The organism is Citrobacter sp. RHB20-C16, from assembly GCF_013890155.1.
GTDB classification, from domain to species: domain Bacteria; phylum Pseudomonadota; class Gammaproteobacteria; order Enterobacterales; family Enterobacteriaceae; genus Citrobacter_A; species Citrobacter_A amalonaticus.
Window position 1 is genome coordinate 1,783,617 of sequence record NZ_CP057630.1, and the last position, 23,049, is coordinate 1,806,665.

The following is a 23,049-nucleotide window of genomic DNA, read 5'->3' on the forward strand; positions in this document are numbered from 1 at the left end:
CGGGGCGGTTCGGAGTAGTTATGTCTTTTGATTCCCTGGGTTTAAATCCTGATATTCTGCGCGCCATTGCCGAGCAGGGTTACCGTGAACCTACCCCTATTCAGCAACAGGCGATCCCTGCCGTGCTGGAAGGTCGCGACCTGATGGCGAGTGCGCAGACCGGTACCGGTAAAACGGCGGGCTTTACGCTGCCGCTGTTACAGCACCTTATTACCAAACAGCCGCATGGCAAAGGGCGTCGCCCGGTGCGTGCGCTGATCCTGACGCCAACGCGTGAGCTGGCGGCGCAGATTGGTGAAAACGTCCGTGATTACAGCAAGTATCTGAACATTCGCTCGCTGGTGGTTTTTGGCGGCGTGAGTATTAACCCGCAGATGATGAAACTGCGCGGTGGCGTCGATGTGTTGGTGGCAACGCCGGGCCGCTTGCTGGACCTGGAACACCAGAACGCGGTGAAGCTGGACCAGATTGAGATTCTGGTGCTGGATGAAGCGGACCGTATGCTGGATATGGGCTTTATTCACGATATTCGCCGCGTGTTAGCGAAACTGCCGGCGAAGCGTCAGAACCTGCTGTTTTCCGCGACGTTCTCTGATGAGATCAAAGCGCTGGCCGAAAAGCTGTTGCATAACCCGCTGGAAATTGAAGTGGCGCGTCGCAACACGGCGTCTGAGCAGGTGACGCAGCACGTCCATTTTGTCGATAAGAAACGCAAGCGCGAACTGTTGTCGCAGATGATCGGTCAGGGCAACTGGCAGCAGGTACTGGTCTTTACCCGCACCAAACACGGCGCCAATCACCTGGCGGAACAGCTCAACAAAGATGGTATCCGCAGCGCAGCGATCCACGGTAACAAGAGCCAGGGGGCGCGTACCCGTGCGTTGGCGGATTTCAAATCAGGCGATATCCGCGTGCTGGTGGCGACTGACATTGCGGCGCGTGGTCTGGACATCGAAGAACTGCCGCACGTGGTGAACTACGAGCTGCCGAACGTTCCGGAAGATTATGTGCATCGTATCGGTCGTACTGGACGTGCAGCCGCTACCGGTGAAGCGCTGTCGCTGGTTTGTGTTGATGAACACAAACTGCTGCGTGACATTGAAAAACTGCTGAAAAAAGAGATCCCACGTATTACCACGCCGGGCTATGAGCCAGATCCCTCGATCAAAGCTGAGCCGATCCAGAATGGTCGTCAGCAGCGTAGCGGTGGTGGCGGTCGGGGCCGTGGTCAGGGACAAGGGCAGGGCGCGGGTCGCGCTCAGCAGCCGCGTCGTCAGGACGGTGGCGCGTCGAAAGGTAAACCGCGTGGCGCAGAAGGCAAACCGGCTGGTGAAAAGCCACGTCCACCGCGTCGCCCGCGCAGAATTACACCCGTACAGTAAGGGGGTCAGGAAGGCCTGATACTCTGAGAAATGTTACGTTCACTTTGTATTCAGTGATTCTCTGAAACCGCAGTACACGTGAACGTGCAAGGGAGGCTCACCGCCGCCTCCCTTGCAACCCTGGCTCCCGGCAAGGAAAATCGCCACTTCGTGGTTCATTCGTCTTATGCCGTCTGCCTGTCGGGTCGGGGTCGAGCCTGCATCCATGCAGGCCGTCCCCTCCGCCCGCTTCCCTGCGGGCGGCCCCGGTCAGCCGCCAACGCCTCATCGATTTTCACGCCGGACCAATGCCATCGCTTCAATTCTCTGCCTTTCAGCTAAATTCACTTCGCTGTAAAAAAAAGCAAACCGTGGAGATGGTCAGGTATGGATAGGTCCGGCTGAAAATTGCCGACGCGTTTCCGTAAGGCCGGGAGAACCCGCAGGGATGCGGGTTCAGGGCGCGCGAAGCAGGGATGCTGAGTCGTGCCCGGCCCGGTAGCCTGAAGGAATAAGCGGAGGGTATCGCGAAGCGACAATTTTCCAGCCGGGAGCCAGGATTGTTAAGGAGGCGGCGACGAGCCTCCTTAACCCGTTCACAGGTACTGGTGTACCAGATTGGCTGCGAACATGAGGTGAACGGTACTCGTCCCACAGGGGCATATGCTTCTCAAAGCGTATACGCCCCCTCACTCCCCCGCATTCTGCGATTTCAACACAATAGAACAGGTATACCGTCCCGCCGGGTGAATTGAAATCGTGGTCTCGAACACTTTCCCGTCACGATCCCGATAGCGCCGTACGATGCGCATCCCCGGAGAGTCGGGCTCGACATTCAGTATCTTGGCGATTTTCTTCGGTACGCCAACGGCGGTGATCGTCTGATGCACTTCGTGACTCTTAATTCCGTAGTGCGTTTCGATCAGATCGCTAATCAGCGAGTGCGGATCGTCGCGGATGAACGCGCGTAGCCTGGAATAATCGGTGCTGGCGTAACTGTCCGTCCAGCAAATAGGCGCATCCGGGTTTTGCGCATCCTCACGAATACTGGCGATATGTAGCCAGCGTGAACCGGGCGGGCAATCTATCAGTTGGGAAAGCTCAATATCCGCTACAATCTCATCGATCTTCTTAATCACCCGCAGGTTGTTTTTCGCCAACAGCAGCAGATCTTCCAGATGTGACAACGGATGGTTAACCCCGCTCGCCTGCGGTTCGCATACGCGCGTGCCAGCGCCTTTACGTCGCGAAATCAACCCCTGTTCCGTTAATTCCCTCAGCGCTTCGCGCATGGTGTGACGACTCACTTGCCAGGTTTCGCACAGTTCCATTTCTGTCGGAAACAGTGAACCGGGCGGGTAAGTTCCCGTCGAGATTTGATGAGCCAGTTCACGGGCTATCCGTTTGTACAGAGATTCTTTCATCGCAGTTTCGTCAAATAATTAATGATCACAGTCACAGAAATGACTACGGGCTATTCCCTGGATTCGTCATGATTATTATAAATGTCCGTACATTTTAAATGTACGGACATTTATATATGTTCGGACATTTTTGTTGGCCCGATTGCGTCGTAAACCGGGTCAGACGCTCATCTTATCATTATCAGATTGAACCGGGGGATTTATGGCTTCGAATGTAATGGATTCTGTTTTATTTAGAGATTCTTTTGGTACACCCGCAATGCGCGCCGTGTTTGATGACTACGAACTTATTCGCAAGTATGTCGAAGTGGAGGTGGCGCTCGCCAAAGCGCAGGCGCGTTGCGGAGTGATCCCGGAAGCGGCAGCCAAAGAGATCGCTGAGAAGTGCAATGCCGATACGCTGGATTTCGATTTGTTACGTCATGAGACGGAAATCGTCGGTTATCCGATCCTGCCGCTTGTACACCAGATTTCAAAGCAAGCCGGAGAGTCTGGCGGCTATGTGCACTGGGGGGCGACGACGCAGGATATTATGGACACGGCGGTGGTACTGCAAATCCGTGATGCCTTTGAACTGATCGAGGCGGACATGAACCGGTTACGTGCAACGCTGGCTGACCTGGCGCTGCGCTATCGGGATACGCCGATGGCCGGACGTACCCACTTACAGCAGGCGCTGCCAGTGACGTTTGGTTATAAAGCCGCTATCTGGCTGGACATGTTTGAACGCCACGCCGAACGTTTGCAACAGGCGCGTCCGCGCGTGTTGGTCGGTGAATTTGCCGGGGCCGCCGGAACGCTGGCATCGCTGGGCGACAAAGGATTGCCGGTACAAAAAGCGCTGATGGAAGAGTTAGGTCTTAACGTCCCGACCTCCACCTGGCACGTAGCGCGCGACGGCTTCGCAGAGGCGGTGAACCTGCTGGCGGTCATCACCGGTTCGCTAGGGAAGATTGCTTATGACGTGATGCTGATGGCATCGAACGAGTTTGGCGAACTGTATGAACCGTTCGTTAAAGGCCGTGGTGCCAGCAGCACTATGCCGCAAAAACGCAATCCTATCTCCAGCGAACTCATGCTGGCCTGTGCAAAAGGCGTTCGTCAACAGGCCGGGCTGATGTTGGATGCGATGGTTCAGGATCTGGAACGCGCCACCGGACCGTGGCACGCGGAGTGGATTGCGATCCCGGAAAGTTTCGTCCTGAGCGCAGGGGCGCTGCATCAGGCCAACTTTATGCTGGCAGGACTGGAGGTCGATGAAGCGGCAATGTTGCGCAATCTTGGGATGACCAACGGCCTGATTGTGGCAGAAGCGGTGATGATGGGGCTGGCTCCGTACATCGGCCGCCAGGATGCCCATGATGTCGTCTATGACGCCTGTCGTATCGTCAACGAGAAGGGCGGTCACTTGGCCGACGTACTGAACGCTATGCCGACAGTGGCACAACGACTGGATCCGCAACTGATTAACCAACTGACCGATCCGGCAAATTATCTGGGAATGGCGCCGGAAATGGTCGATCAGGTGCTGGCCAAATATCAGTCACGGAAATGAACATGATTGTGCTAACGCAATAAGGATAGCGCTATGTCTACGAATTTTGTCATGGGCAAGAAACTTCTCTCATTTCTGATCCCGCTGGTAATCGGTGCCGTCATTTGGTTTATTCCCGTTCCTGAAGGGTTAACCCCGGCGGCCTGGCATATGTTTGCGATTTTTGCCGCCACCATTGCGGCAATCCTGACCCAGCCGCTCCCTTCGGGGGCGGTTATGCTGATTGCGCTTTGCGTGGTGATCTTCAGCAAAACGTTGACTGAGGCGAAGGCACTGTCAGGCTTTGCCTCTGGCACGGTATGGTTGATTTTCTGCGCCTACGTGCTCTCGCTGGGGTTTGTGACCTCCGGACTGGGAAAACGTATTGCCTATAAAATGCTGTCGCTGTTTGGCGGAAGCAGTCTGGGAATTGCCTATTCGCTCGGTGTTTCTGACCTGATTATGGCCCCGGCGATGCCGTCGGTGACGGCGCGGTCTGGCGGGATTATTTTCCCGATTGCTCGCTCAATCAACGACGTACTCGGTTCGGCTCCTGGCGCGACTGGCAAGCGGATTGGCGATTTCTTGACGATGGTTTGCTTTCAGTTTACGCCGATCACCGGGGCGATATTTTTAACCGGTATGGCGGCAAACCCGCTGGTGGCAAGCCTGGCAAAATCCACGCTGGGTCTGGAGATCACCTGGGGCGGCTGGTTTATTTCTGCCGTCGTTCCAGCGATGGTCTGTTTTTGCCTGATGCCGCTGCTGGTCTATAAGCTGCTGGATCCAGAACTGAAGCATACACCGGAAGCCAAAGCGATGGGTAAACAGTCGCTGGGCGAACTGGGTGTCATGAGCAGTAATGAGAAAAAAGTGGCCGTAGGGTTTGTGCTGGCGCTTGTCGGCTGGGGAACCAGTCTGATTACCGGGATCTCGGCGACATCGGTCGGGCTGGGGCTAGCCGCTTATTTGTTTGCGACCGGGGCCGTCAGTTGGAAAAGTCTCCTCAATGACCATGCGGCGTGGGACACGGTGATCTGGTTCAGCGTGATCATCAGCCTGGCGACGGGTCTGGCGGATCTGGGATTCATCAAATGGATGACGGTGAAGTTGGGTAGCGGGATTCAGGGATTCGGTGCGATGGAAGCATTCATTGTGCTCGGTGTCTTGTACATCTACGTCCATTACCTGTTTGCTACCGCCACGGGGCACGTTGCCGCGTTGTACGCACCATTTGCCGCCACGGCGATTGCAGCCGGCGCACCGCCGATGATGGTGGCTATCTGCTTCGGTATCTTCAGTAACCTGATGTGGGGGAACACCGAGTACGGCGGAGGACCCGGCCCTATCTACTTTGCGCAAGGTTATTTCGAGCGACCACGGTTTTACCGAATCAACCTGTGCGTGGTGACCTTCAACGTCATTATCATTTTCGCGGTTGGCATGCTGTGGTGGAAGCTGCTGGGTTACTATTAAGTCACAGCGCAGTTGCCTGATGGCGCTGCGCTTATTAGGCCTGCGCGCATAGAATTGTCTATAGCCGTAGGCCGGATAAGGCGTAAGCTGCCATCCGACACGTCGAATCCAGGTTGCGAAGCACCTTCCAGAAGCGGCAAAAAAGATACGTTCCAGGTCTGAAATGTGCCACAATAGTGGCTGTTTATACAGTGTTTCAGGTTTTCTCATGGCATTAACCGCTGCGCTTAAAGCGCAAATCGCCGTCTGGTATAAGGCGCTTCAGGAACAGATCCCCGACTTTATCCCCCGTGCGCCGCAGCGGCAGATGATTGCCGATGTCGCGAAAACGCTGACCGGAGAAGAAGGGCGTCATCTGGCGATAGAGGCGCCTACCGGAGTGGGGAAAACCCTGTCCTATCTCATTCCCGGCATTGCCATTGCGCGGGAAGAGCAAAAAACGCTGGTGGTTAGCACCGCCAACGTGGCGTTGCAGGATCAGATCTACAGTAAAGATCTGCCCTTACTGCGCAAAATTATTCCCGATCTTCGCTTTACCGCCGCGTTTGGACGCGGGCGCTATGTGTGTCCGCGAAATCTGACGGCGCTGGCCAGTACTGAACCCACGCAACAGGATCTGCTCGCCTTTCTTGACGATGAACTCACGCCGAACAACCAGGAAGAACAGAAGCGCTGCGCAAAGTTAAAAGGCGACCTCGACAGCTACAAGTGGGACGGCCTGCGCGATCATACGGATATCGCCATTGACGACGACCTCTGGCGACGACTGAGTACCGATAAAGCCAGTTGCCTGAACCGCAACTGCCACTACTACCGCGAGTGCCCGTTTTTTGTCGCCCGTCGCGAGATTCAGGAAGCGGAAGTGGTGGTGGCAAACCATGCGCTGGTGATGGCGGCGATGGAAAGCGAAGCGGTGTTACCGGACCCGAAAAACCTGCTGCTGGTTCTGGATGAAGGCCATCACCTGCCGGATGTCGCCCGCGATGCGCTGGAAATGAGCGCGGAAATTACCGCCTCCTGGTATCGCCTGCAACTGGATCTGTTCAGCAAACTGGTGGCGACTTGCATGGAGCAGTTTCGCCCCAAGACCACGCCGCCGCTGGCGAATCCGGAGCGTCTGAACGCCCATTGCGAAGAGCTGTATGAACTTATCGCGTCACTTAATCACATTCTCAGTCTGTACATGCCTGCCGGGCAGGAAGCGGAACATCGCTTTGCGATGGGGGAACTGCCGGATGAAGTGATGGAGATTTGCCAGCGTCTGGCGAAGCTCACCGAAACGCTGCGCGGTCTGGCGGAGCTGTTTTTGAATGATCTCAGCGAGAAAACCGGCAGCCATGACGTTGTGCGTTTGCATCGGGCTATTTTGCAGATGAACCGGGCGCTGGGGATGTTTGAAGCGCAAAGCAAACTGTGGCGACTGGCCTCGCTGGCCCAGTCATCCGGCGCACCGGTGTCGAAATGGACGACGCGCGAGGTGCGCGACGGGCAACCCCACGTCTGGTTTCACTGCGTGGGGATCCGCGTGAGCGATCAACTCGAGCGATTACTCTGGCGCAGTGTGCCGCATATCATCGTCACCTCCGCCACGCTGCGTTCGCTTAATAGTTTTTCGCGTCTGCAGGAGATGAGCGGCCTGAAGGAAAAAGCCGGAGACCGCTTCGTCGCGCTCGATTCGCCGTTTAACCATGTCGAACAGGGTAAAATTATTATTCCGCAGATGCGCTATGAACCGTTGATCGACAACGAAGAACAGCATATTGCGGAGATGGCGGCTTATTTCCGCGAACAGCTGGAAAGTAAAAAACATTCCGGCATGCTGGTGCTATTTGCCAGTGGGCGAGCGATGCAGCGCTTTCTGGAATACGTCAGCGATCTGCGCTTGTTGTTGTTGGTCCAGGGTGACCAGCCGCGCTACCGGCTGGTGGAACTGCACCGTAAGCGGGTGGAAAACGGCGAGCGTAGCGTGCTGGTGGGGCTGCAATCCTTCGCCGAAGGACTGGACCTGAAAGGCGATTTACTCAGTCAGGTGCATATCCACAAAATTGCTTTTCCCCCCATCGACAGCCCGGTGGTGATCACCGAAGGCGAGTGGCTTAAAAGTCTCAATCGCTATCCGTTCGAAGTGCAGAGTTTGCCCGCCGCCTCGTTTAATCTAATCCAGCAGGTGGGACGCTTGATCCGTAGCCACGGGTGTTGGGGAGAAGTGGTAATTTATGATAAGCGTCTGTTGACCAAAAATTATGGCAAGCGTTTACTGGATGCATTACCTGTTTTTCCCATAGAACGACCCGCAGTGCCAGACGTTATCGTTAAGGCAAAAGAAAAAGCGAAACCCACGCGCCGTCGGCGTAAATAACGTGAGTGTGAGGCAAGGAGTTTTCGATGGATTACCGCAAAATAATTAAAGAGATCGGCCGGGGGAAAAACCACGCCCGCGATCTGGATCAGGATACCGCGCGAGGGCTTTATACCCACATGCTCAACGGCGACGTGCCGGAACTGGAAATGGGCGGCGTGCTGATTGCATTGCGTATCAAAGGGGAAGGGGAAGCCGAAATGCTGGGCTTTTATGAGGCGATGCAAAACCATTCCATTAAGCTTACCCCGCCGGTTGCGAAGCCGATGCCGATCGTTATCCCCAGCTATAACGGCGCGCGTAAACAGGCGAACCTGACGCCGCTGCTGGCGATTTTATTGCACAAGTTGGGTTTTCCGGTCGTCGTGCATGGGGTGAGCGAAGATCCGACCCGCGTGCTGACAGAGACCATTTTCGAACTGATGGGGATTGCGCCGACGCGTCATGCCGGACAGGCACAGGCGAAACTGGATGGACATCAGCCAGTCTTTATTCCGGTGAGTACGCTCTGCCCGCCGCTGGAAAAACAGCTGGCAATGCGCTGGCGACTGGGTGTGCGCAACAGCGCACATACGCTGGCGAAGTTAGCGACACCGTTTGCCGAAGACGCCGCGCTGCGTCTTGCCAGCGTGTCGCATCCGGAATATGTGCCGCGCGTCGCGAAATTCTTTAATGATATTGGTGGGCGTGGGTTGTTGATGCACGGAACCGAAGGTGAGGTTTACGCCAATCCGCAACGCTGCCCGCAGATTAGCCTGATTGATAGCACTGGCACCCGGGTGTTACAGAGCCGACAAAGTGAAATGCCCGACGAACCTGTACCGCTGCCCGCGGCAAAGGATCCTGAGACGACCGCGCGCTGGATTGAACGCTGCCTGGCGGGAAGTGAGCCGGTACCCGCATCGTTGAAAATCCAGATGTCCTGTTGCCTGGTGGCAACGGGTGAGGTGGCAACACTCGAGCAAGGACTGGCGCGAGTCAACGACAGTTTTTAGCGCGACAGATAAAAAAAGCCCGTCCAGTGGCGGACGGGCAAACAAGGGTAATTCAGGTTCAATGAGGGTTGGAGCAGGGTGTCTGTTGGCAGCAGACGGGGTAAAACTTATTTGTAGATAACAGCAGTACCGCTCATTTTGTTGTTGTTGTTGGCGGATGTGATGCTGTAACCGCTTGCGCCGGCAGCAGCGGCTTTCTCAGCCAGTTTTGCTTCCAGGCCGTCCAGCGTGGTTGCGCCTTCTGCAGAAACCACACCGATTTTATTCATGCTTTGCGCCTGAGCAGCCGTAACAGGTTCGGCAGCGAAAACGCCAAAAGACAGAGTAGACAGGGCAACAGCGGCAACAGCATATTTGATAGTTTTCATTGTTAATCTCTCGCAGGTTATTTATTAAGGAAGACGATGTTCCGTCGATGTGATGAGTATCACGCTTTTTTTCGAGAGATAAAATCGAAGAGAATTGACAGCATTAATCAAAAAAATTGAATGACAAATAACTTATTGATTATTAATTAATTCACGAGATGAATTTACGGTTCTACGCAGTTCACTTTACAGTTGAGGGATGAACGGCACATTTTGCTACGCAAAGAGAAATTTAACGTGAGCGTAAGCGAAACGGCATGTTCTTGATATCTATGTAAGCTTAGGTCAACGTAGCTGGCTGTCTTTTGATCCTCTGCGATTATATCCTGTATAGGATGAGTTCTGTGAATCTTTCTCCTGCTGGCAGTTAAGGCACAGTCTTACACCTGGCACTGCCTGTCGGCGGGCTTCAGGGATCGGATCGCCACATTCTTCACATTCATACAGGCTATCACCGCGCGGAATTTCGCCTCTTGCACGTGCAACAGCATCTTCAATTGTACTGTTGATTTGTTCGTTCACAGCGTCATCATTTGCCCAACCAGAAGCCATAGCACTATTCTCCTCACGCTTTTTACCGAGGTTATTATAGTCAAGATGGGGTCAAAAATTGCGCAGTCAAGGGAACATTGCCCGATAAGCGGCGTCGCTATCGGGCAGGTGGTGGGGAAGGTTACTTGTAAATGGTGGCTGTACCATACATCTGGTTCTTACCGCCTGCGGAATTAACCATAAAGCCTTTCGCGCCTTGTTCTTGCGCTTTTTCCGCCAGCTTATCCTCCAGATCACTCAGGTTGGTTGCGCCAGTGGCAGAGACGGTACCTGACGCACGTAGCTGACCGGTATCGGGACTGCTCAAAGGTTGTGCTGCAGACGCCGCGAATGCCACGCCTGCAAGCGTGGTGGCGACGAGTAATACGAGGCATTTTTTCATGATGCTCTCCTCAGTGAAACAACGTGTAGTGCCAGATAAGTTTAGGTCGTCAGTGCGGCAGAAATGGCGTAAAAAATTGATGATGATCTGCTTAAAATTTGAACGAAAAATATTGACGTATATTGACAAATCAATGACATACATATCATTGATATTTGGGCGATTTGCGCCACTTCACCCCATTTCGTGCGCAGATGCGCTGCAGAGAAGCGCCCGTTTGTTATCAACCCGGTTTACCGCGTTGCGTTATGCGGGTATCTTACGCCGCTGTTAAAAGGAGAATGCTATGTCCCCCCAGAAACCGGGCTTACACCCGCGCAACCGTCACCACAGTCGCTACGATCTTGCCACGCTCTGCAAAGGCACGCCTGAGCTGGCGCAGTATCTCGTCCTGACCCCCGCAGGCGAACAAAGCGTTGATTTTGCCAATCCGCTGGCGGTAAAGGCCTTGAATAAGGCGCTGCTGGCGCATTTCTATGGGGTGGCAAATTGGGATATTCCTGAAGGGTTTCTGTGTCCGCCTGTTCCTGGGCGTGCCGATTACCTCCACCATCTGGCCGATCTGCTTGCAGAGACAACGGGAAGTGTGCCAACTCAGGCCACAATCCTGGATGTTGGCGTGGGCGCGAACTGTATTTATCCGCTGATCGGCGTGCATGAGTATGGCTGGCGTTTTACGGGCAGTGAGACGCATGAGCAGGCGTTAGCCAGCGCGCAGGCCATTATCAGCGCCAATCCAGGGCTGACGCGCGCCATTCGCCTGCGTCGTCAGAAAACCCCAGCGGCTATTTTTAACGGCATTATTCATAAAAATGAGCAATATGATGCGACGCTGTGCAACCCGCCGTTCCATGATTCCGCCGCCTCTGCTCGTGCAGGAAGCGAGCGCAAACGTCGCAACCTCGGACAGAGCAAAGATGATGCGCTGAACTTCGGCGGTCAGCAGCAGGAGTTGTGGTGCGAAGGGGGGGAAGTCGCGTTCATCAAAACGATGATTTCCGAAAGTCAGGCTTTTGGCCGTCAGGTCATGTGGTTTACCACGCTGGTGTCACGCGGCGAAAACCTGCCGCCGCTCTATCGTGCGCTGACTGACGTGGGAGCGGTCAAGGTGGTGAAAAAAGAGATGGCCCAGGGGCAAAAGCAGAGCCGCTTTATTGCCTGGACCTTTATGGACGACGACCAGCGCCGTCGTTTTAGCGCACGTAAGCGCTAGAGCGTCGGCTCGCCGGGTGGCCGCGACGGGGGTGTGGCCGGTGTTGTGGCTGCCGCTGGCGCGGCGGGCAGAAACTGCCAGGTCTGCACCGGTGGACGAACGCCCGCCAGGTCGAAATGTTTTTTCACCTGGCTGTCCAGCGCGAAGCGAACCGTCCACTGCTTCAGCGGCAGCGTGGTAAACGATACCCGCAGCGTAAATGCCGTGTTGGTTAATCCGACAATCCCGGCAAACGACGGCTCACCAATAATCAGCCCACGAACGTCCTCGGTTTCCATTACCGCAGCGACCGCCTCTTTCAGCGCCTGATTGGCCTTATCAGCATCTTCATGACGATCCACATCGTAATTGGCGACCACCGAGCCAATGCCGCGGACAAAGTTGGCAAAGGTGGTGATCGATGACCACGGAATAATATGATACGCCCCGGTGTCCTGGCGTACGCCAACGGAGCGAATCGACATGCGTTCTACCGTACCGGTTAACGGCCCGATGGTCACCAGATCGCCCGTATTCATGCCATTTTCAAACTGAATAAAGACCCCGGTAATAATATCTTTCACCAGCGTCTGCGCACCAAAGGAAATTGCCAGCCCCAGCGCCCCGGCCCCGGCCAGCAGTGGGGCGATGTTAACGCCGATTTCCGAAAGTACGATCATGATGGTGATTGTGCTGATGATCACCGCCAGTGCGTTACGAAACAGCGTTAACAGCGTGCGGGTACGCGCGCTGGGGAGAGGACGGCCATGAATATCGGAAGCCAGCCGGTTTTCGATCAGGCTGGCAAGCAGCGTCCAGCCTACTGCGGAGAAAAACAGAATCAGCACGATGCGGATCAGAATATCAACCGTCTTCTCACCGGCGCCGTTGTGCAGCCAGTTCCAGAAATCAAACAGTCCCCAGGCGTTCAGCAGCAGCATGATGGCGACACACACCGTCAGGATCCGCGCCACGTTCAATGCGGTAGAAAGCCAGCCGTTGAGCCGCTTTTGCAGTTCGGGATAATTGCGCTGCGTATGCGGGGAGAGGGTAATGGTTTTGGCGATCCAGCGGGTAAACATTCCGGAAACGAAGGCCGCAATGCCGATGATCACCAGACTGCGCACTGTCGCCCCCATCATAAACTTCAGGCTGTTGCCGGGGTCGAACAGGGAGAAGAAAAACAGGACGATGAAATAGGCGCTTGCCAGCCAGTGCCAGACCAGAGCAAAGGCGCGAATAAACAGACTGAAAAAGGCCAGCGATCGTTCCGCAAGATTCAGCAGGTGCTGGGTAATCTCTTTCTTGTTACGAAAAATCAGGTACAGCGCCCACAGCGTAATACACAGCATGATGACCACGTTGGCCATCGCACCGACCTGTACGTTCACCTGATTGGAAATAATCGGAACAGCGACGATCAGGCCATAGCCAATCAGACTGCTCAGCGAACTCAGCCGCCGGTTCCAGTAACGGGCGCTGGCATCCTGAATGGTAAAGGGCCGCAGTTCCGCCACGTTCGGACAGAAGATCAGTCGCAGAATGGCTTTGAAAAATTCGATCAGGGCAAAGGCGTTCAGAAACAGTCCTTGTTGAAACGCGATGGTGCGACTGCCCGCGTTCAGCCTGTCGCTCAACAACTGACCGACAAACAGGGTAAGCGCCAGCAGAAGCAGATCAATAATAAAGGCGCCAACGATCATTGCCGGTAGCTGGAGCCAGTTGCTGCGCTCGCGGTTCTTCTTCCGCGCCCAGTTTCCCATTTTACGGTACAACGGCAACATACACAGACGAATCAACCAGTAGAAGCCGAACACCGCAGCGGCCAACATCAGAAAGTGACTGAGGGCATTACTGAAGGTCTGGCTGTTAAAGGGCTTGTGTGGCGCATCTGTGATGTTGCGATAGAGTTGGGCAAAGCGGCCAGACAGGGCTTCGCCGTAATGGCGGCTGAGATCGGTAACGTTCTCCAGTACCGTTTTTTCCTCCACAACCACCGGCGGGGTGATTTTAGGCACCGGTTCCGGCGGTGGCGTGGCGGCAACGGTACGCAACTGGTCAATCAATTCTTTGCGCGATGTCTCATTTTCCAGTACGTCGGCCAGCGCTCCGTAGGCCGCTTTCTTTTGCTCGACATCAGGTTCGGGCGCAGGTGTTGTTTGCGCGTCAGCATCAGCGCCGGTTGTGACACCGGGAATGGTTACCGCCTGGGCTGGTGCGCCCAGCAGGCAAAAGAGGATGAACAGGATCCACCGCATGACTCCTCCAGTGAGAAAACAGAACAAAGAGATAAGTATAGTGGCTGGAGGCGCGGCGATTCGAAATGGGAAGAGTCGTAGAGAAACCTCCCTTCCAGATGGAAGGGAGGCAGGCCGTCAGGAAACGTGCTGCAAGAACTCCTGCAAACGCTGGCTTGGCGGGTTTTCAATCAGGGTTTGCGGATTACCGTCCTCGGCAATACGACCCTTATCGATGAAGATCAGGCGTGAGGCGACTTTTTCGGCAAAGCCGATTTCGTGCGTAACGATGACCATCGTCATCCCTTCTTCCGCCAGATCCTGCATCACTTTCAGTACTTCGTGGCGCAGTTCCGGATCGAGTGCAGAGGTCGGTTCATCAAACAGCATCATCTTCGGCTTCACCGCCAGGGCGCGGGCAATCGCCACACGCTGCTGCTGACCGCCGGAAAGCTCAGACGGATAGTGGTGAGCGCGCTCGGCCAGACCCACTTTCGCCAACAGCTCTTTTGCCTGCTTCTCGGCAGCGTCTTTCTTCGTCCCACGAACGCGCAACGGGCCAAACATGACGTTTTCCAGCGCGGTCAGATGAGGGAAAAGATAGAACTGCTGGAACACCATCCCGGCTTCCTGACGGATCAGACGCTCGTCGACCTTCGGGTCGTTGACCTTGAGCCCATCAACGATCAGATCGCCGGAGGTAATCTCTTCGAGTTTATTTATGCAGCGCAACAACGTGGATTTACCGGAACCCGATGGCCCGATAATCACCACCACTTCGCCCTGCTTAATGCTCAGATCGATGTTATGCAGCACTTGGGTCGGGCCAAAATGCTTTGAGACGTTTTTAAATTCAATCACAGGATTTTCATCCTTCTTTCCAGACTACGAAGCACGATGTTCAGGACTTGCGTGATGATGAGGTAAATAACACCCACCGCAGTCCAGATTTCCAGGGCACGGAAATTGCCGGCAATAATTTCCTGACCGCTGCGGGTCAGTTCCGCCGCGCCGATGACGATAAACAGCGATGTATCTTTGATACTGATGATGAGCTGGTTACCGAGCGAAGGCAGCATACGACGCAGCGCAAGTGGCATGATCACATGACGGATGGTTTCCCGACGGGAAAGACCCAGCGCCAGACCCGCTTCGCTAAATCCTTTATGGATCGACAGGACCGAACCACGGGTGATTTCCGCGATATAGGCTCCGGAGTTAATCATGATCGTGATAACGGCGGCGCTGAAGGTGTCGATGCGCAAGTCCGGGAAAGCCATCGGCAGGGCGAAATAGATGTACATCACCTGGACGACGATCGGCGTGCCGCGGATGACTTCAATGAAGACGAGAGAGACGTGATTGGCGATCCAGCCGCCATAAGTTCGGGCTAAACCCGCCAGCAAGCCGATGATGATCCCGCCAGCCAGACCGAGGATGGAGATCCACAGGGTCATTTTGGCGCCCTGAAGCAGGATCGGAATGGCGGGCCAGATGGCGCTCCAGTCAAACTGCATATGTTGTTCCTGTTACCGTGGTGAAAAAAAAATCAAATGCCCGGTACGCTTAGCGCCTCCGGGCAACATCTGAAGGCAAAGCCATTATTATTTAGGTTCAGTACCGAACCATTTTTTGTAGATTTCGTTATAAGTACCGTTGTCACGCAGCGTTTTCAGCGCGCCATTCACTTTCTCGCGCAGTTCGTCGCTGCCTTTCGGGAATGCGATACCGTACTGCTGCGCTTCCAGTGATTCACCCACTGCTTTGAACTGGCCGTTACCTGCGGTTTTGATGAAATACAGGATGTTCGGCGTATCGTGCAGAACCGCGTCTGCGCGGTTGGTACCCAGTTCCATGTAGGCGTTATCGATGTTCGGGAACTGCCGCAGATCTTTCGTTTTGATGTTGGCTTTGGCGTAATCAACGGATCCAGTACCGCTCTTCACCGCGACCACTTTACCGTCCAGATCTTTTACGCTTTTTACGTCGTTATTGTTGGTTTTCACCATCACTAACAGACCGCTTTTGTAGTAACCGTCAGAGAAATCGATCGCTTTTTTGCGCTCGTCAGTAATGGTGATGCCCGCCAGCGCCAGGTCAACGTTTTTGGTTTGCAGCGCCGGGATAATGCCACTGAAATCCATCGGTTTCAGTTCATAATCCAGCTTCAGTTCTTTTGCTACGGCGGCCCACAGGTCCACATCAAAGCCAACGTATTTGTCACCCTGTTTGAATTCAAACGGCACGAACGCGGTGTCAGTTGCGACAACCAGTTTCTTATCCGCGGCATGAGAGGACACCGCAAAAGCCAGAGCAAGTGCTGCCAGTGAAACTTTTAATACAGACTTCATAGCATTTCCTTTTTTATCCACGGGGCGATCCCCTGCGAGAACGATAAATGTAATGAAAAAATCGTGCCAGTTTTGCAACCCCTTGTTTTAACAAGAGGGGACTGCACGCTTGTGCACAGGTCTCGGAGCAAAACTCGCTTTTTGCACCATTCTGGGGCACTGATTTAGTGCAGCCTGGAGGGGGCGTGAACGGTCTGCCTATTTAGCGCAAAGATCGTTGATAAAACAATCTTTCATTAACGATTGTGTGAGGTGATTATTACAAATATTTTACTTTACGACGGAGTGGTGACGATGTGGTGCACCATAAAAGTGCAAAACCCCCGCCGTGGCGAGGGTTGTAGAGGGAATACTTATGAGGCGATTATTCGATGTTGGATTCGATGAACCACAGGAATTTGTCGAGATCGCGGGATGCGGCGGTAAAGATATCGGCGGTATCTTCGTCTTTCGCTTCGCTGATGGCTTTACGCACATCGTTAGCGACGACAGCATAACGGTCTGCCAGTTCTTTCAGATGATCCTGAACGGTATGGATGTCCAGCGGATAGCTTTTCAACGGCGTTTTGCTATTAATAACCTGCGTAGTCCCCAACGCCACACCGCCCAGCTGTACGGCACGCTCTGCCATGGTATCGAGATGGTCGGTCAATGCCGTACGGAAGCCATCCAGCATCTCATGGACGGCAATAAAATTAGCCCCACGCATATTCCAGTGGGCCTGCTTGGTGATCAGTGACAGGTCGATAAACTGGATCACCTGACGATTCAGCAACTCAACCGTTGCTTTCTTATCGCTGTCAGAGACATCGTTGCGGGTATAAAGCAGATTGGACGCTTTTGTTTTTACCAATTTAGCGGTACTCATAATTTCATATCCTCTTGATGTTATGTCCCAGTAATTTACGAGATTCAGTATAGCACCGGTTATGATTCCTGCTTTTCTGGCTCTGCCTATCGCTTTAATAGTATTTAACACCATCGTTATTTAATTGCATTACTATTCATGTGGTTGCGCAAGAGTTAGACCAGCGGTAACAATATTCTGATGGCGACATGAGAAGGCGGATAAATAGTCGGTACGGGGCAGATAGACGGTGGGGAAATATCAGGAAAATACAGGGAAAACAGCGGGAAGATATTCTGCATGGTTATGCAACCATGCAGAAATGTAAAATTAATTTACATCAACCTCTTTTATTTTGCTTTCCCGTCGAATGGTCAACGTCGAGCCCATCGAGGCGGCAATGATCGCGCCAAGCGCCAGCAACTGGACAAACGTGAGCGTTTCGCCCAGAAACAGGATACCTGCCAGTGCGGCCAGTGCGGGTTCCATACTCATCAGCGTGCCAAAGGTGCGCGTAGGCAGACGGGTTAAGGCAATCATCTCCAGCGAGTAGGGGAGCGCCGTCGACAGTACCGCAACCGCCAGACCCAGCGGAATGACAGACCAGTGCCAGAGCGCTTCCCCGGCCTGCACAGCCCCAAGTGGGACGAAAACCAGAGCCGCAATCAGCGAACCTATCGCGACAGTGGCCGGGCCGTGCTCAGCGCCGGCGCGTTGTCCGCTGAGAATATAGATAGCCCAGCAGGCGCCTGCGCCCAGTGCCATGGTGGCGCCGAACAGGTCGACATGCGAAACGTCCTGACCCAGCGGCAGCAGGAACCAGAGTCCGAGAACCGCCAGTACCACCCAGATAAAATCAACGGGGCGTCGCGAAGAGAACAGGGCGACCGCCAGCGGCCCGGTAAACTCCAGCGCGACAGCGATCCCCAGCGGGACCGTCTGAATCGACAGATAGAAGAGGTAGTTCATTCCCCCCAGCGACAGGCCGTAAAAAAGCAGCGGCAGACGCTGCTCTTTGGCAAACCGCAGACGCCATGGCTTGAAGAAGACAATAAGAATCAGCGTGCCTAACGCCAGACGGAGAGCGGTCACACCGGGCGCGCCAACCAGCGGAAACAATGATTTTGCCAGCGATGCGCCGCTCTGGATTGAGGCCATGGCAATAAGCAGTACTAAAACAGGCAGCCAAACTGGCGTTTTACGTGACGACCCTGGCATCCGTTCTCCCGACATAACTGTAGATACACGCCATCCAGCAACTTGCCTGATTTGTGTATAGAAAAGTAAAAGAGGCAGTGTAATGGAAATAACCATCTACGGTTGAGTCTTCGTTGAAAAAAAATTTCTGGAAAGCCGTAAAATGGCGGCAAATTGATGGATTAATGCGCTGGCAGATTAGGAATAATCTGGATGAATGTCCTTTATTATGCGCGTAATAATGGGGCAAATATCTGGAAAAGTGATGTTAATTGAAAGAGATAGCGGTTGATGGAAACGTTCTGTTACATGAAATTGCCCGTTAGACATCACTAATCGCAAAGAGTTTCTCATCAATTTTTGATATATTTAACACTTAGGATTTATTTGAAGCACATTTGAGGTGGTTATGAAAAAAATTGCATGTCTTTCAGCACTGGCCGCTGTTCTGGCTATCTCCGCAGGTTCCGCTGTCGCTGCAACGTCTACCGTTACCGGTGGTTATGCTCAGAGCGATGCTCAGGGCGCGGCGAACAAAATGAACGGTTTCAACCTGAAGTATCGCTATGAGCAGGACAACAACCCGCTGGGCGTAATCGGTTCCTTCACTTACACCGAAAAAGATCGTACTAACGGTGCAGGCGATTACAACAAAACTCAGTACTACGGCATCACTGCTGGTCCGGCTTACCGTCTGAACGACTGGGCAAGCATCTACGGTGTTGTGGGTGTGGGCTACGGTAAATTCCAGGACACCAACTACCCGACGCATAAAGATGACACCAGCGATTATGGTTTCTCTTATGGCGCAGGTGTGCAGTTCAACCCGATCGAAAATGTTGCTCTGGACTTCTCTTACGAGCAGAGCCGTATTCGTAGCGTTGACGTTGGCACCTGGATCGCAGGCGTCGGTTACCGCTTCTAATCACGTCAGTGATATAAAAAATCCGCCTCAAGGGGCGGATTTTTTTTGGATGTATTTCAATAGGTTATCGCGATTTGGTGCTAAAGATATCGGTTCCCAGGTGGTTATAATCCACCTTCTGCAATTTGAAATTGGTGATATACACCGGCCCGGCTTTCTGTTCAGAGATAAACCGGTACTTCATCTTAATCTCTTTTGCGCTGATCCCTGTCCACTGTGAGAAAAAGCCAAGGAAGTCGTTGGCGGAGCGCCGCGCTTTGATGACTTTATGCGCTTTGTCATCGCTGGAGAGCACCATAAACGGGACCTGAAAGTTTTGCTGGAACTGGTCGTCATGCGCCAGATACTGCACTTCCTTCCCACGCTCTTTAAAGGCGAGACCGTGATCGGAGAAATACGCCAGCGAGAAACTGTCGCCGCTGTTGCGGAGCTGATCGTACAGTTTTCGCAGCAGGTCGTCGGTCTGAGTCATGGTATAGAGATAGCAGGAGGTTTCTTTCGACTGGACGAACGTGTCGTACTTGCCTTTTGTCCGATCGCAGGCCTGTGGATGAGACCCCATCAGATGCAGGACAATCAGCTGCGGCTGGGTGCGTTCCGTTTCCAGCACCTGTGCGGTCATTTTTAACAGCGCCTCGTCCTGGGTGTTTTTGTCCGCCTCGAAGTCACCGTTTTTAAGAAAATGCACTTCATCAGCCCGCTTTGCGATACTGGCGATAGCGGTATCGTATTCGCCGATTTGTCCCTGATTCGAGAACCACCACGTCTGGAAACCGGCGCGGTTTGCCAGCGTGACAAAGTTGTCCTGATACTGCGGCTTATCATCAACGACCCGGTTGAGGGTCAGCCCGAGCGATTTTTGCGTTGACCCGCTGGCCGCGATGTAATCGGCAAACAGGTAGCCATTAACGCTGCTGGCAAACGGAGTGTTATCCCAGTGACCGCCAAACGCCCCCAGCGCATCACGACGAGCGCTTTCACCGATCACCACCACATAGGTGTGATATTTCGGCTTCACGGCGGTGACAGTCCAGGTGTCTTTCATGCTGGCTAACTTCGCCATGCGCTCCTGCTCGTCAATGACTTCATTGTTATTGACGATGACGTCTTTGGCGAAACGGAACACCGGATAGCCGGTATCCTTTAATTTAAACACGCCGCCCCAGGCCAGGTTCTGTACGGGGGTGACAAAAAAAGCCACGACGCTGAACAGCAGGCACAGGCTGTCATATTTATTCCAGCGTTTCTTCTCTTCGTCAGGTTTGCGACGCACGGCGATCACGCCAAGGGAAAAGATAAACACCCCCATCAGGTAATTATACCAGGGGAAAATCGTCAGGATTTCCGTGGACTCTTCCATATTGGTCGAGTGCAGAGCCAGCAGCGTATTAAAATTTGGCGATCCGTAGGCCTGGCCGAAAGGAAAGTAACAGGCGGCGACCAGCGAACACACGCCGATCAGCACCTTCTGCGCTTTCGGCGCGCTCCGCCAGAGCAACTGCAATATGCAGGTAAAGGCAAGGGTATACAGCAGACTAAACGGATAGCCCAGCGCCAGGTTGATCAGCAGCGACTGCAGAACATAAAAGCCAGTCCACGGGCTAAGGGCCCGGCTGCGAGCAAGAAGTGAGTCTTTGACGGTTAAATTCATATGCCACTATCGTAAAAACGCCATGTGCTTACCCTGGCGCCAAGGGTCATTACCTGCTGAGAGTGCGTGAAGAGGGAAAGAGGTCCGCATCTGCGAGCCGCAAGTTAGGCAGGGCTGCAAGAAGATAGAGCGTGTGAATGTGAAGGTCAACGGGCAGACAGAAATTGTTTTGCGAAGGGGTTAGCAAATCCGACAAAAAGAAGGGCTATTTTGACATAGGCAGAAGTGTAACGGCCGTAGATGACAGCCAGATGACGCGGCGTACCGCGACGCCGCGTTATTTATCCGAGGGCTTATCCTGCTCAGGTTTGCTGTTGATCATATCGCACAGCATTGAGAGCAGCATTAACCGGACTTTAAAGGGAGAGTGGCTAAACACGCGCATACACCTCTTAAACTCGTTCATATTGACCTCCTGACGTTCTGGTCCCTCGATCCGTGAGAGATGACTGCATTACATACAGATATAGCACAGGCTATATTATATAGCTATTGCTAAAACGTTAATTTTTTGTGCCTGGGCAACTCTGGTTTACAATGGACGCTCTCCAATTAGATGCTGTTAACGCGTCACAGGAATGAGGAAGCAGAATGAGTCGTCGCGCAGGTATGCCAACAACAAAAAAAGTGACGCAGTTAGTGAACGTTGAAGAACACGTCGAAGGGTTTCGTCAGGTGAGAGAGGCGCATCGGCGTGAGCTGATTGACGACTATGTTGAGTTGATTTCTGATCTGATTATTGAAGTCGGTGAAGCGCGTCAGGTGGATATGGCGGCCCGGCTCGGGGTGTCCCAACCCACGGTGGCGAAGATGCTCAAACGCCTGGCCTCGGTGGGATTGATCGAAATGATCCCCTGGCGCGGCGTTTTCTTAACCCCGGAAGGGGAGAAGCTGGCGCAGGAAAGCCGTGAGCGCCATCAGATCGTGGAGAACTTCCTGCTGGTGCTGGGGGTGAGCGCTGAGATAGCCCGTCGCGATGCTGAGGGGATGGAGCATCATGTCAGTCAGGAGACGCTGGACGCATTCCGGCTGTTTACCGAACAACACGGAACTTCCGTTGAATGAACCTGCCTTTATTGCGGGCGTTGAAACGCGACCGTTTTTTTCAGCTATTGATTGTCGTTGGCGTGGCGTTGAGTCTGTGGGTGCCGTTCACGCCACGGACGTGGCCTGGCGCTATTGACTGGCACACCATTATCATCCTGAGCGGCCTGATGTTGCTGACTAAAGGCGTGGAGCTTAGCGGCTATTTCGATGTGCTGGGACGTAAAATGACCCGCCGCTTTGCGACTGAGCGCCGTCTGGCGATGTTCATGGTGCTGGCAGCGGCGCTGCTTTCCACTTTTCTGACCAACGACGTCGCGCTTTTTATCGTTGTGCCGCTGACCATTACGCTGAAGAAGCTGTGTGCGATACCGGTCAACCGGCTGATTATTTTTGAAGCGCTGGCCGTGAATGCTGGCTCGCTGTTAACGCCCATTGGCAACCCACAAAACATTTTGCTGTGGGGGCGTTCTGGTCTCTCATTTTTTGCCTTTATCAGCCAGATGGCGCCGCTTGCCGTTGCGATGATGGTGACGCTGCTGGTCGTGTGCTGGTTCTGCTTCCCTAATAAGCCGCTGTCGTACCACACCGGCACGCATGCGCCGCAATGGCAGCCGCGACTGGTATGGGGGTGTCTGGGGCTGTACATCGTCTTTCTGACGGCGCTGGAGTTCAAACAAGAGCTGGTAGGGCTGGCGATTGTCGCGCTGGGGTTTCTGTTACTGGCGCGGCGTGTGGTGTTGAGCGTTGACTGGACGCTGTTGCTGGTGTTTATGGCGATGTTTATTGATGTTCATCTACTGACGCAACTGCCGGCATTGCAGGGAACGTTAAGTCACGTCGGCTCGCTGTCTGAACCCGGCCTGTGGCTGACGGCAATTGGTCTGTCGCAGTTTATCAGCAATGTTCCCGGCACCATCTTACTGCTGAATTACGTGCCTCCGACCGTGCTGCTGGCATGGGCGGTCAACGTCGGTGGATTTGGTTTGTTGCCGGGATCGCTGGCGAATTTGATTGCGCTACGGATGGCAAACGACCGACGCATCTGGTGGCGCTTTCATCTCTATTCACTGCCGATGCTGGTGTGGGCAGCGTTGGTGGGGTATGGGCTGTTACTGCTGAGATAATACCAATTAAAATCAACAAAAAAGGGC

At 53.8% G+C, this 23,049-nt stretch carries 22 protein-coding genes; 10 read left to right on the forward strand and 12 right to left on the reverse strand.

Features of this window, described 5'->3' with window-relative positions:
- Positions 1-20 precede the first annotated feature (20 nt).
- Entirely contained in the window at positions 21-1,382 is a 1,362-nt protein-coding gene (gene rhlE, locus HVX64_RS08560) for an ATP-dependent RNA helicase RhlE (RefSeq protein ID WP_044256428.1), read from the forward strand.
- 668 nt (positions 1,383-2,050) lie between these two features.
- On the opposite strand, the gene HVX64_RS08565 is transcribed toward rhlE, so the two are convergent.
- Entirely contained in the window at positions 2,051-2,785 is a 735-nt protein-coding gene (locus HVX64_RS08565) for a GntR family transcriptional regulator (protein WP_044256426.1), read from the reverse strand.
- Positions 2,786-2,987: 202 nt separating this feature from the next.
- Here HVX64_RS08565 and pcaB point away from each other — a divergent pair, with 202 nt between their 5' ends.
- From pcaB to ybiB, 4 genes are all read left to right on the forward strand, one after another.
- Positions 2,988-4,340 carry a 3-carboxy-cis,cis-muconate cycloisomerase gene (gene pcaB, locus HVX64_RS08570; RefSeq protein WP_044256425.1) on the forward strand — a complete coding sequence of 451 codons (1,353 nt, stop codon included), beginning with the start codon at positions 2,988-2,990 and terminating at the stop codon, positions 4,338-4,340.
- A 33-nt stretch (positions 4,341-4,373) separates the two neighbouring features.
- Positions 4,374-5,795, forward strand: coding sequence for a DASS family sodium-coupled anion symporter (locus HVX64_RS08575; RefSeq protein WP_044256423.1), 1,422 nt, complete (start codon positions 4,374-4,376; stop codon positions 5,793-5,795).
- Positions 5,796-6,003: 208 nt separating this feature from the next.
- Entirely contained in the window at positions 6,004-8,154 is a 2,151-nt protein-coding gene (dinG, locus tag HVX64_RS08580) for an ATP-dependent DNA helicase DinG (protein ID WP_044256421.1), read from the forward strand.
- 26 nt (positions 8,155-8,180) lie between these two features.
- The gene (gene ybiB / locus HVX64_RS08585) at positions 8,181-9,149 is read left to right on the forward strand and encodes a DNA-binding protein YbiB (RefSeq protein ID WP_044256419.1); all 969 of its coding nucleotides are present in this window, start codon (positions 8,181-8,183) and stop codon (positions 9,147-9,149) included.
- Between the two features lie 107 nt (positions 9,150-9,256).
- Here ybiB and ybiJ read toward each other — a convergent pair whose 3' ends face one another.
- The 3 genes from ybiJ to mcbA form a co-directional block, all read right to left on the reverse strand.
- Positions 9,257-9,517: a DUF1471 family protein YbiJ gene (ybiJ, locus tag HVX64_RS08590; RefSeq protein ID WP_043001280.1), complete on the reverse strand. Its 261-nt coding sequence runs from the start codon at positions 9,515-9,517 to the stop codon at positions 9,257-9,259.
- Positions 9,518-9,802: 285 nt separating this feature from the next.
- Positions 9,803-10,069, reverse strand: a complete 267-nt coding sequence (locus HVX64_RS08595) for a DksA/TraR family C4-type zinc finger protein (RefSeq protein ID WP_043001279.1) — start codon at positions 10,067-10,069, stop codon at positions 9,803-9,805.
- 121 nt (positions 10,070-10,190) lie between these two features.
- Complete coding sequence (gene mcbA / locus HVX64_RS08600; protein WP_043001278.1) at positions 10,191-10,451, reverse strand: DUF1471 family periplasmic protein McbA; 261 nt, start codon at positions 10,449-10,451, stop codon at positions 10,191-10,193.
- A 286-nt stretch (positions 10,452-10,737) separates the two neighbouring features.
- On the opposite strand from mcbA, the gene rlmF reads away from it, so the two are divergent.
- Complete coding sequence (gene rlmF, locus HVX64_RS08605) at positions 10,738-11,664, forward strand: 23S rRNA (adenine(1618)-N(6))-methyltransferase RlmF (RefSeq protein WP_043001277.1); 927 nt, start codon at positions 10,738-10,740, stop codon at positions 11,662-11,664.
- Here the strand turns inward: rlmF and ybiO are convergent.
- The 6 genes from ybiO to rhtA form a co-directional block, all read right to left on the reverse strand.
- Positions 11,661-13,901, reverse strand: coding sequence for a mechanosensitive channel protein (gene ybiO, locus HVX64_RS08610; RefSeq protein WP_043001276.1), 2,241 nt, complete (start codon positions 13,899-13,901; stop codon positions 11,661-11,663). The genes rlmF and ybiO overlap by 4 nt on opposite strands.
- Before the next feature lie 117 nt (positions 13,902-14,018).
- Positions 14,019-14,741: a glutamine ABC transporter ATP-binding protein GlnQ gene (gene glnQ, locus HVX64_RS08615; protein WP_043001275.1), complete on the reverse strand. Its 723-nt coding sequence runs from the start codon at positions 14,739-14,741 to the stop codon at positions 14,019-14,021.
- Positions 14,738-15,397, reverse strand: a complete 660-nt coding sequence (gene glnP, locus HVX64_RS08620) for a glutamine ABC transporter permease GlnP (protein ID WP_043001274.1) — start codon at positions 15,395-15,397, stop codon at positions 14,738-14,740. Before glnP ends, glnQ begins: the two co-directional genes overlap by 4 nt.
- A gap of 87 nt (positions 15,398-15,484) precedes the next feature.
- Positions 15,485-16,231 (reverse strand): glutamine ABC transporter substrate-binding protein GlnH, encoded by a 747-nt coding sequence (gene glnH, locus HVX64_RS08625; RefSeq protein ID WP_043001273.1) that lies wholly within the window; start codon positions 16,229-16,231, stop codon positions 15,485-15,487.
- Between the two features lie 364 nt (positions 16,232-16,595).
- Entirely contained in the window at positions 16,596-17,099 is a 504-nt protein-coding gene (dps, locus tag HVX64_RS08630) for a DNA starvation/stationary phase protection protein Dps (RefSeq protein WP_042320427.1), read from the reverse strand.
- A gap of 309 nt (positions 17,100-17,408) precedes the next feature.
- A complete protein-coding gene (gene rhtA, locus HVX64_RS08635) occupies positions 17,409-18,296 on the reverse strand; it encodes a threonine/homoserine exporter RhtA (protein WP_043001272.1) in 888 nt (295 codons plus the stop codon).
- 270 nt (positions 18,297-18,566) lie between these two features.
- On the opposite strand from rhtA, the gene HVX64_RS08640 reads away from it, so the two are divergent.
- Together HVX64_RS08640 and ompX are read left to right on the forward strand one after the other, a co-directional pair.
- Complete coding sequence (locus tag HVX64_RS08640) at positions 18,567-18,611, forward strand: hypothetical protein (protein ID WP_125340082.1); 45 nt, start codon at positions 18,567-18,569, stop codon at positions 18,609-18,611.
- 73 nt (positions 18,612-18,684) lie between these two features.
- Complete coding sequence (gene ompX, locus HVX64_RS08645; RefSeq protein WP_043001271.1) at positions 18,685-19,200, forward strand: outer membrane protein OmpX; 516 nt, start codon at positions 18,685-18,687, stop codon at positions 19,198-19,200.
- A 64-nt stretch (positions 19,201-19,264) separates the two neighbouring features.
- On the opposite strand, the gene HVX64_RS08650 is transcribed toward ompX, so the two are convergent.
- Together HVX64_RS08650 and mntS are read right to left on the reverse strand one after the other, a co-directional pair.
- The gene (locus HVX64_RS08650) at positions 19,265-20,851 is read right to left on the reverse strand and encodes a phosphoethanolamine transferase (protein ID WP_044256417.1); all 1,587 of its coding nucleotides are present in this window, start codon (positions 20,849-20,851) and stop codon (positions 19,265-19,267) included.
- A gap of 277 nt (positions 20,852-21,128) precedes the next feature.
- The gene (mntS, locus tag HVX64_RS08655) at positions 21,129-21,257 is read right to left on the reverse strand and encodes a manganase accumulation protein MntS (protein ID WP_043001269.1); all 129 of its coding nucleotides are present in this window, start codon (positions 21,255-21,257) and stop codon (positions 21,129-21,131) included.
- Positions 21,258-21,442: 185 nt separating this feature from the next.
- Here mntS and mntR point away from each other — a divergent pair, with 185 nt between their 5' ends.
- Together mntR and HVX64_RS08665 are read left to right on the forward strand one after the other, a co-directional pair.
- Complete coding sequence (gene mntR, locus HVX64_RS08660; RefSeq protein WP_043001268.1) at positions 21,443-21,916, forward strand: manganese-binding transcriptional regulator MntR; 474 nt, start codon at positions 21,443-21,445, stop codon at positions 21,914-21,916.
- Complete coding sequence (locus HVX64_RS08665) at positions 21,913-23,022, forward strand: anion transporter (protein ID WP_043001267.1); 1,110 nt, start codon at positions 21,913-21,915, stop codon at positions 23,020-23,022. The genes mntR and HVX64_RS08665 overlap by 4 nt, the downstream gene beginning before the upstream one ends.
- Positions 23,023-23,049: the final 27 nt, after the last annotated feature.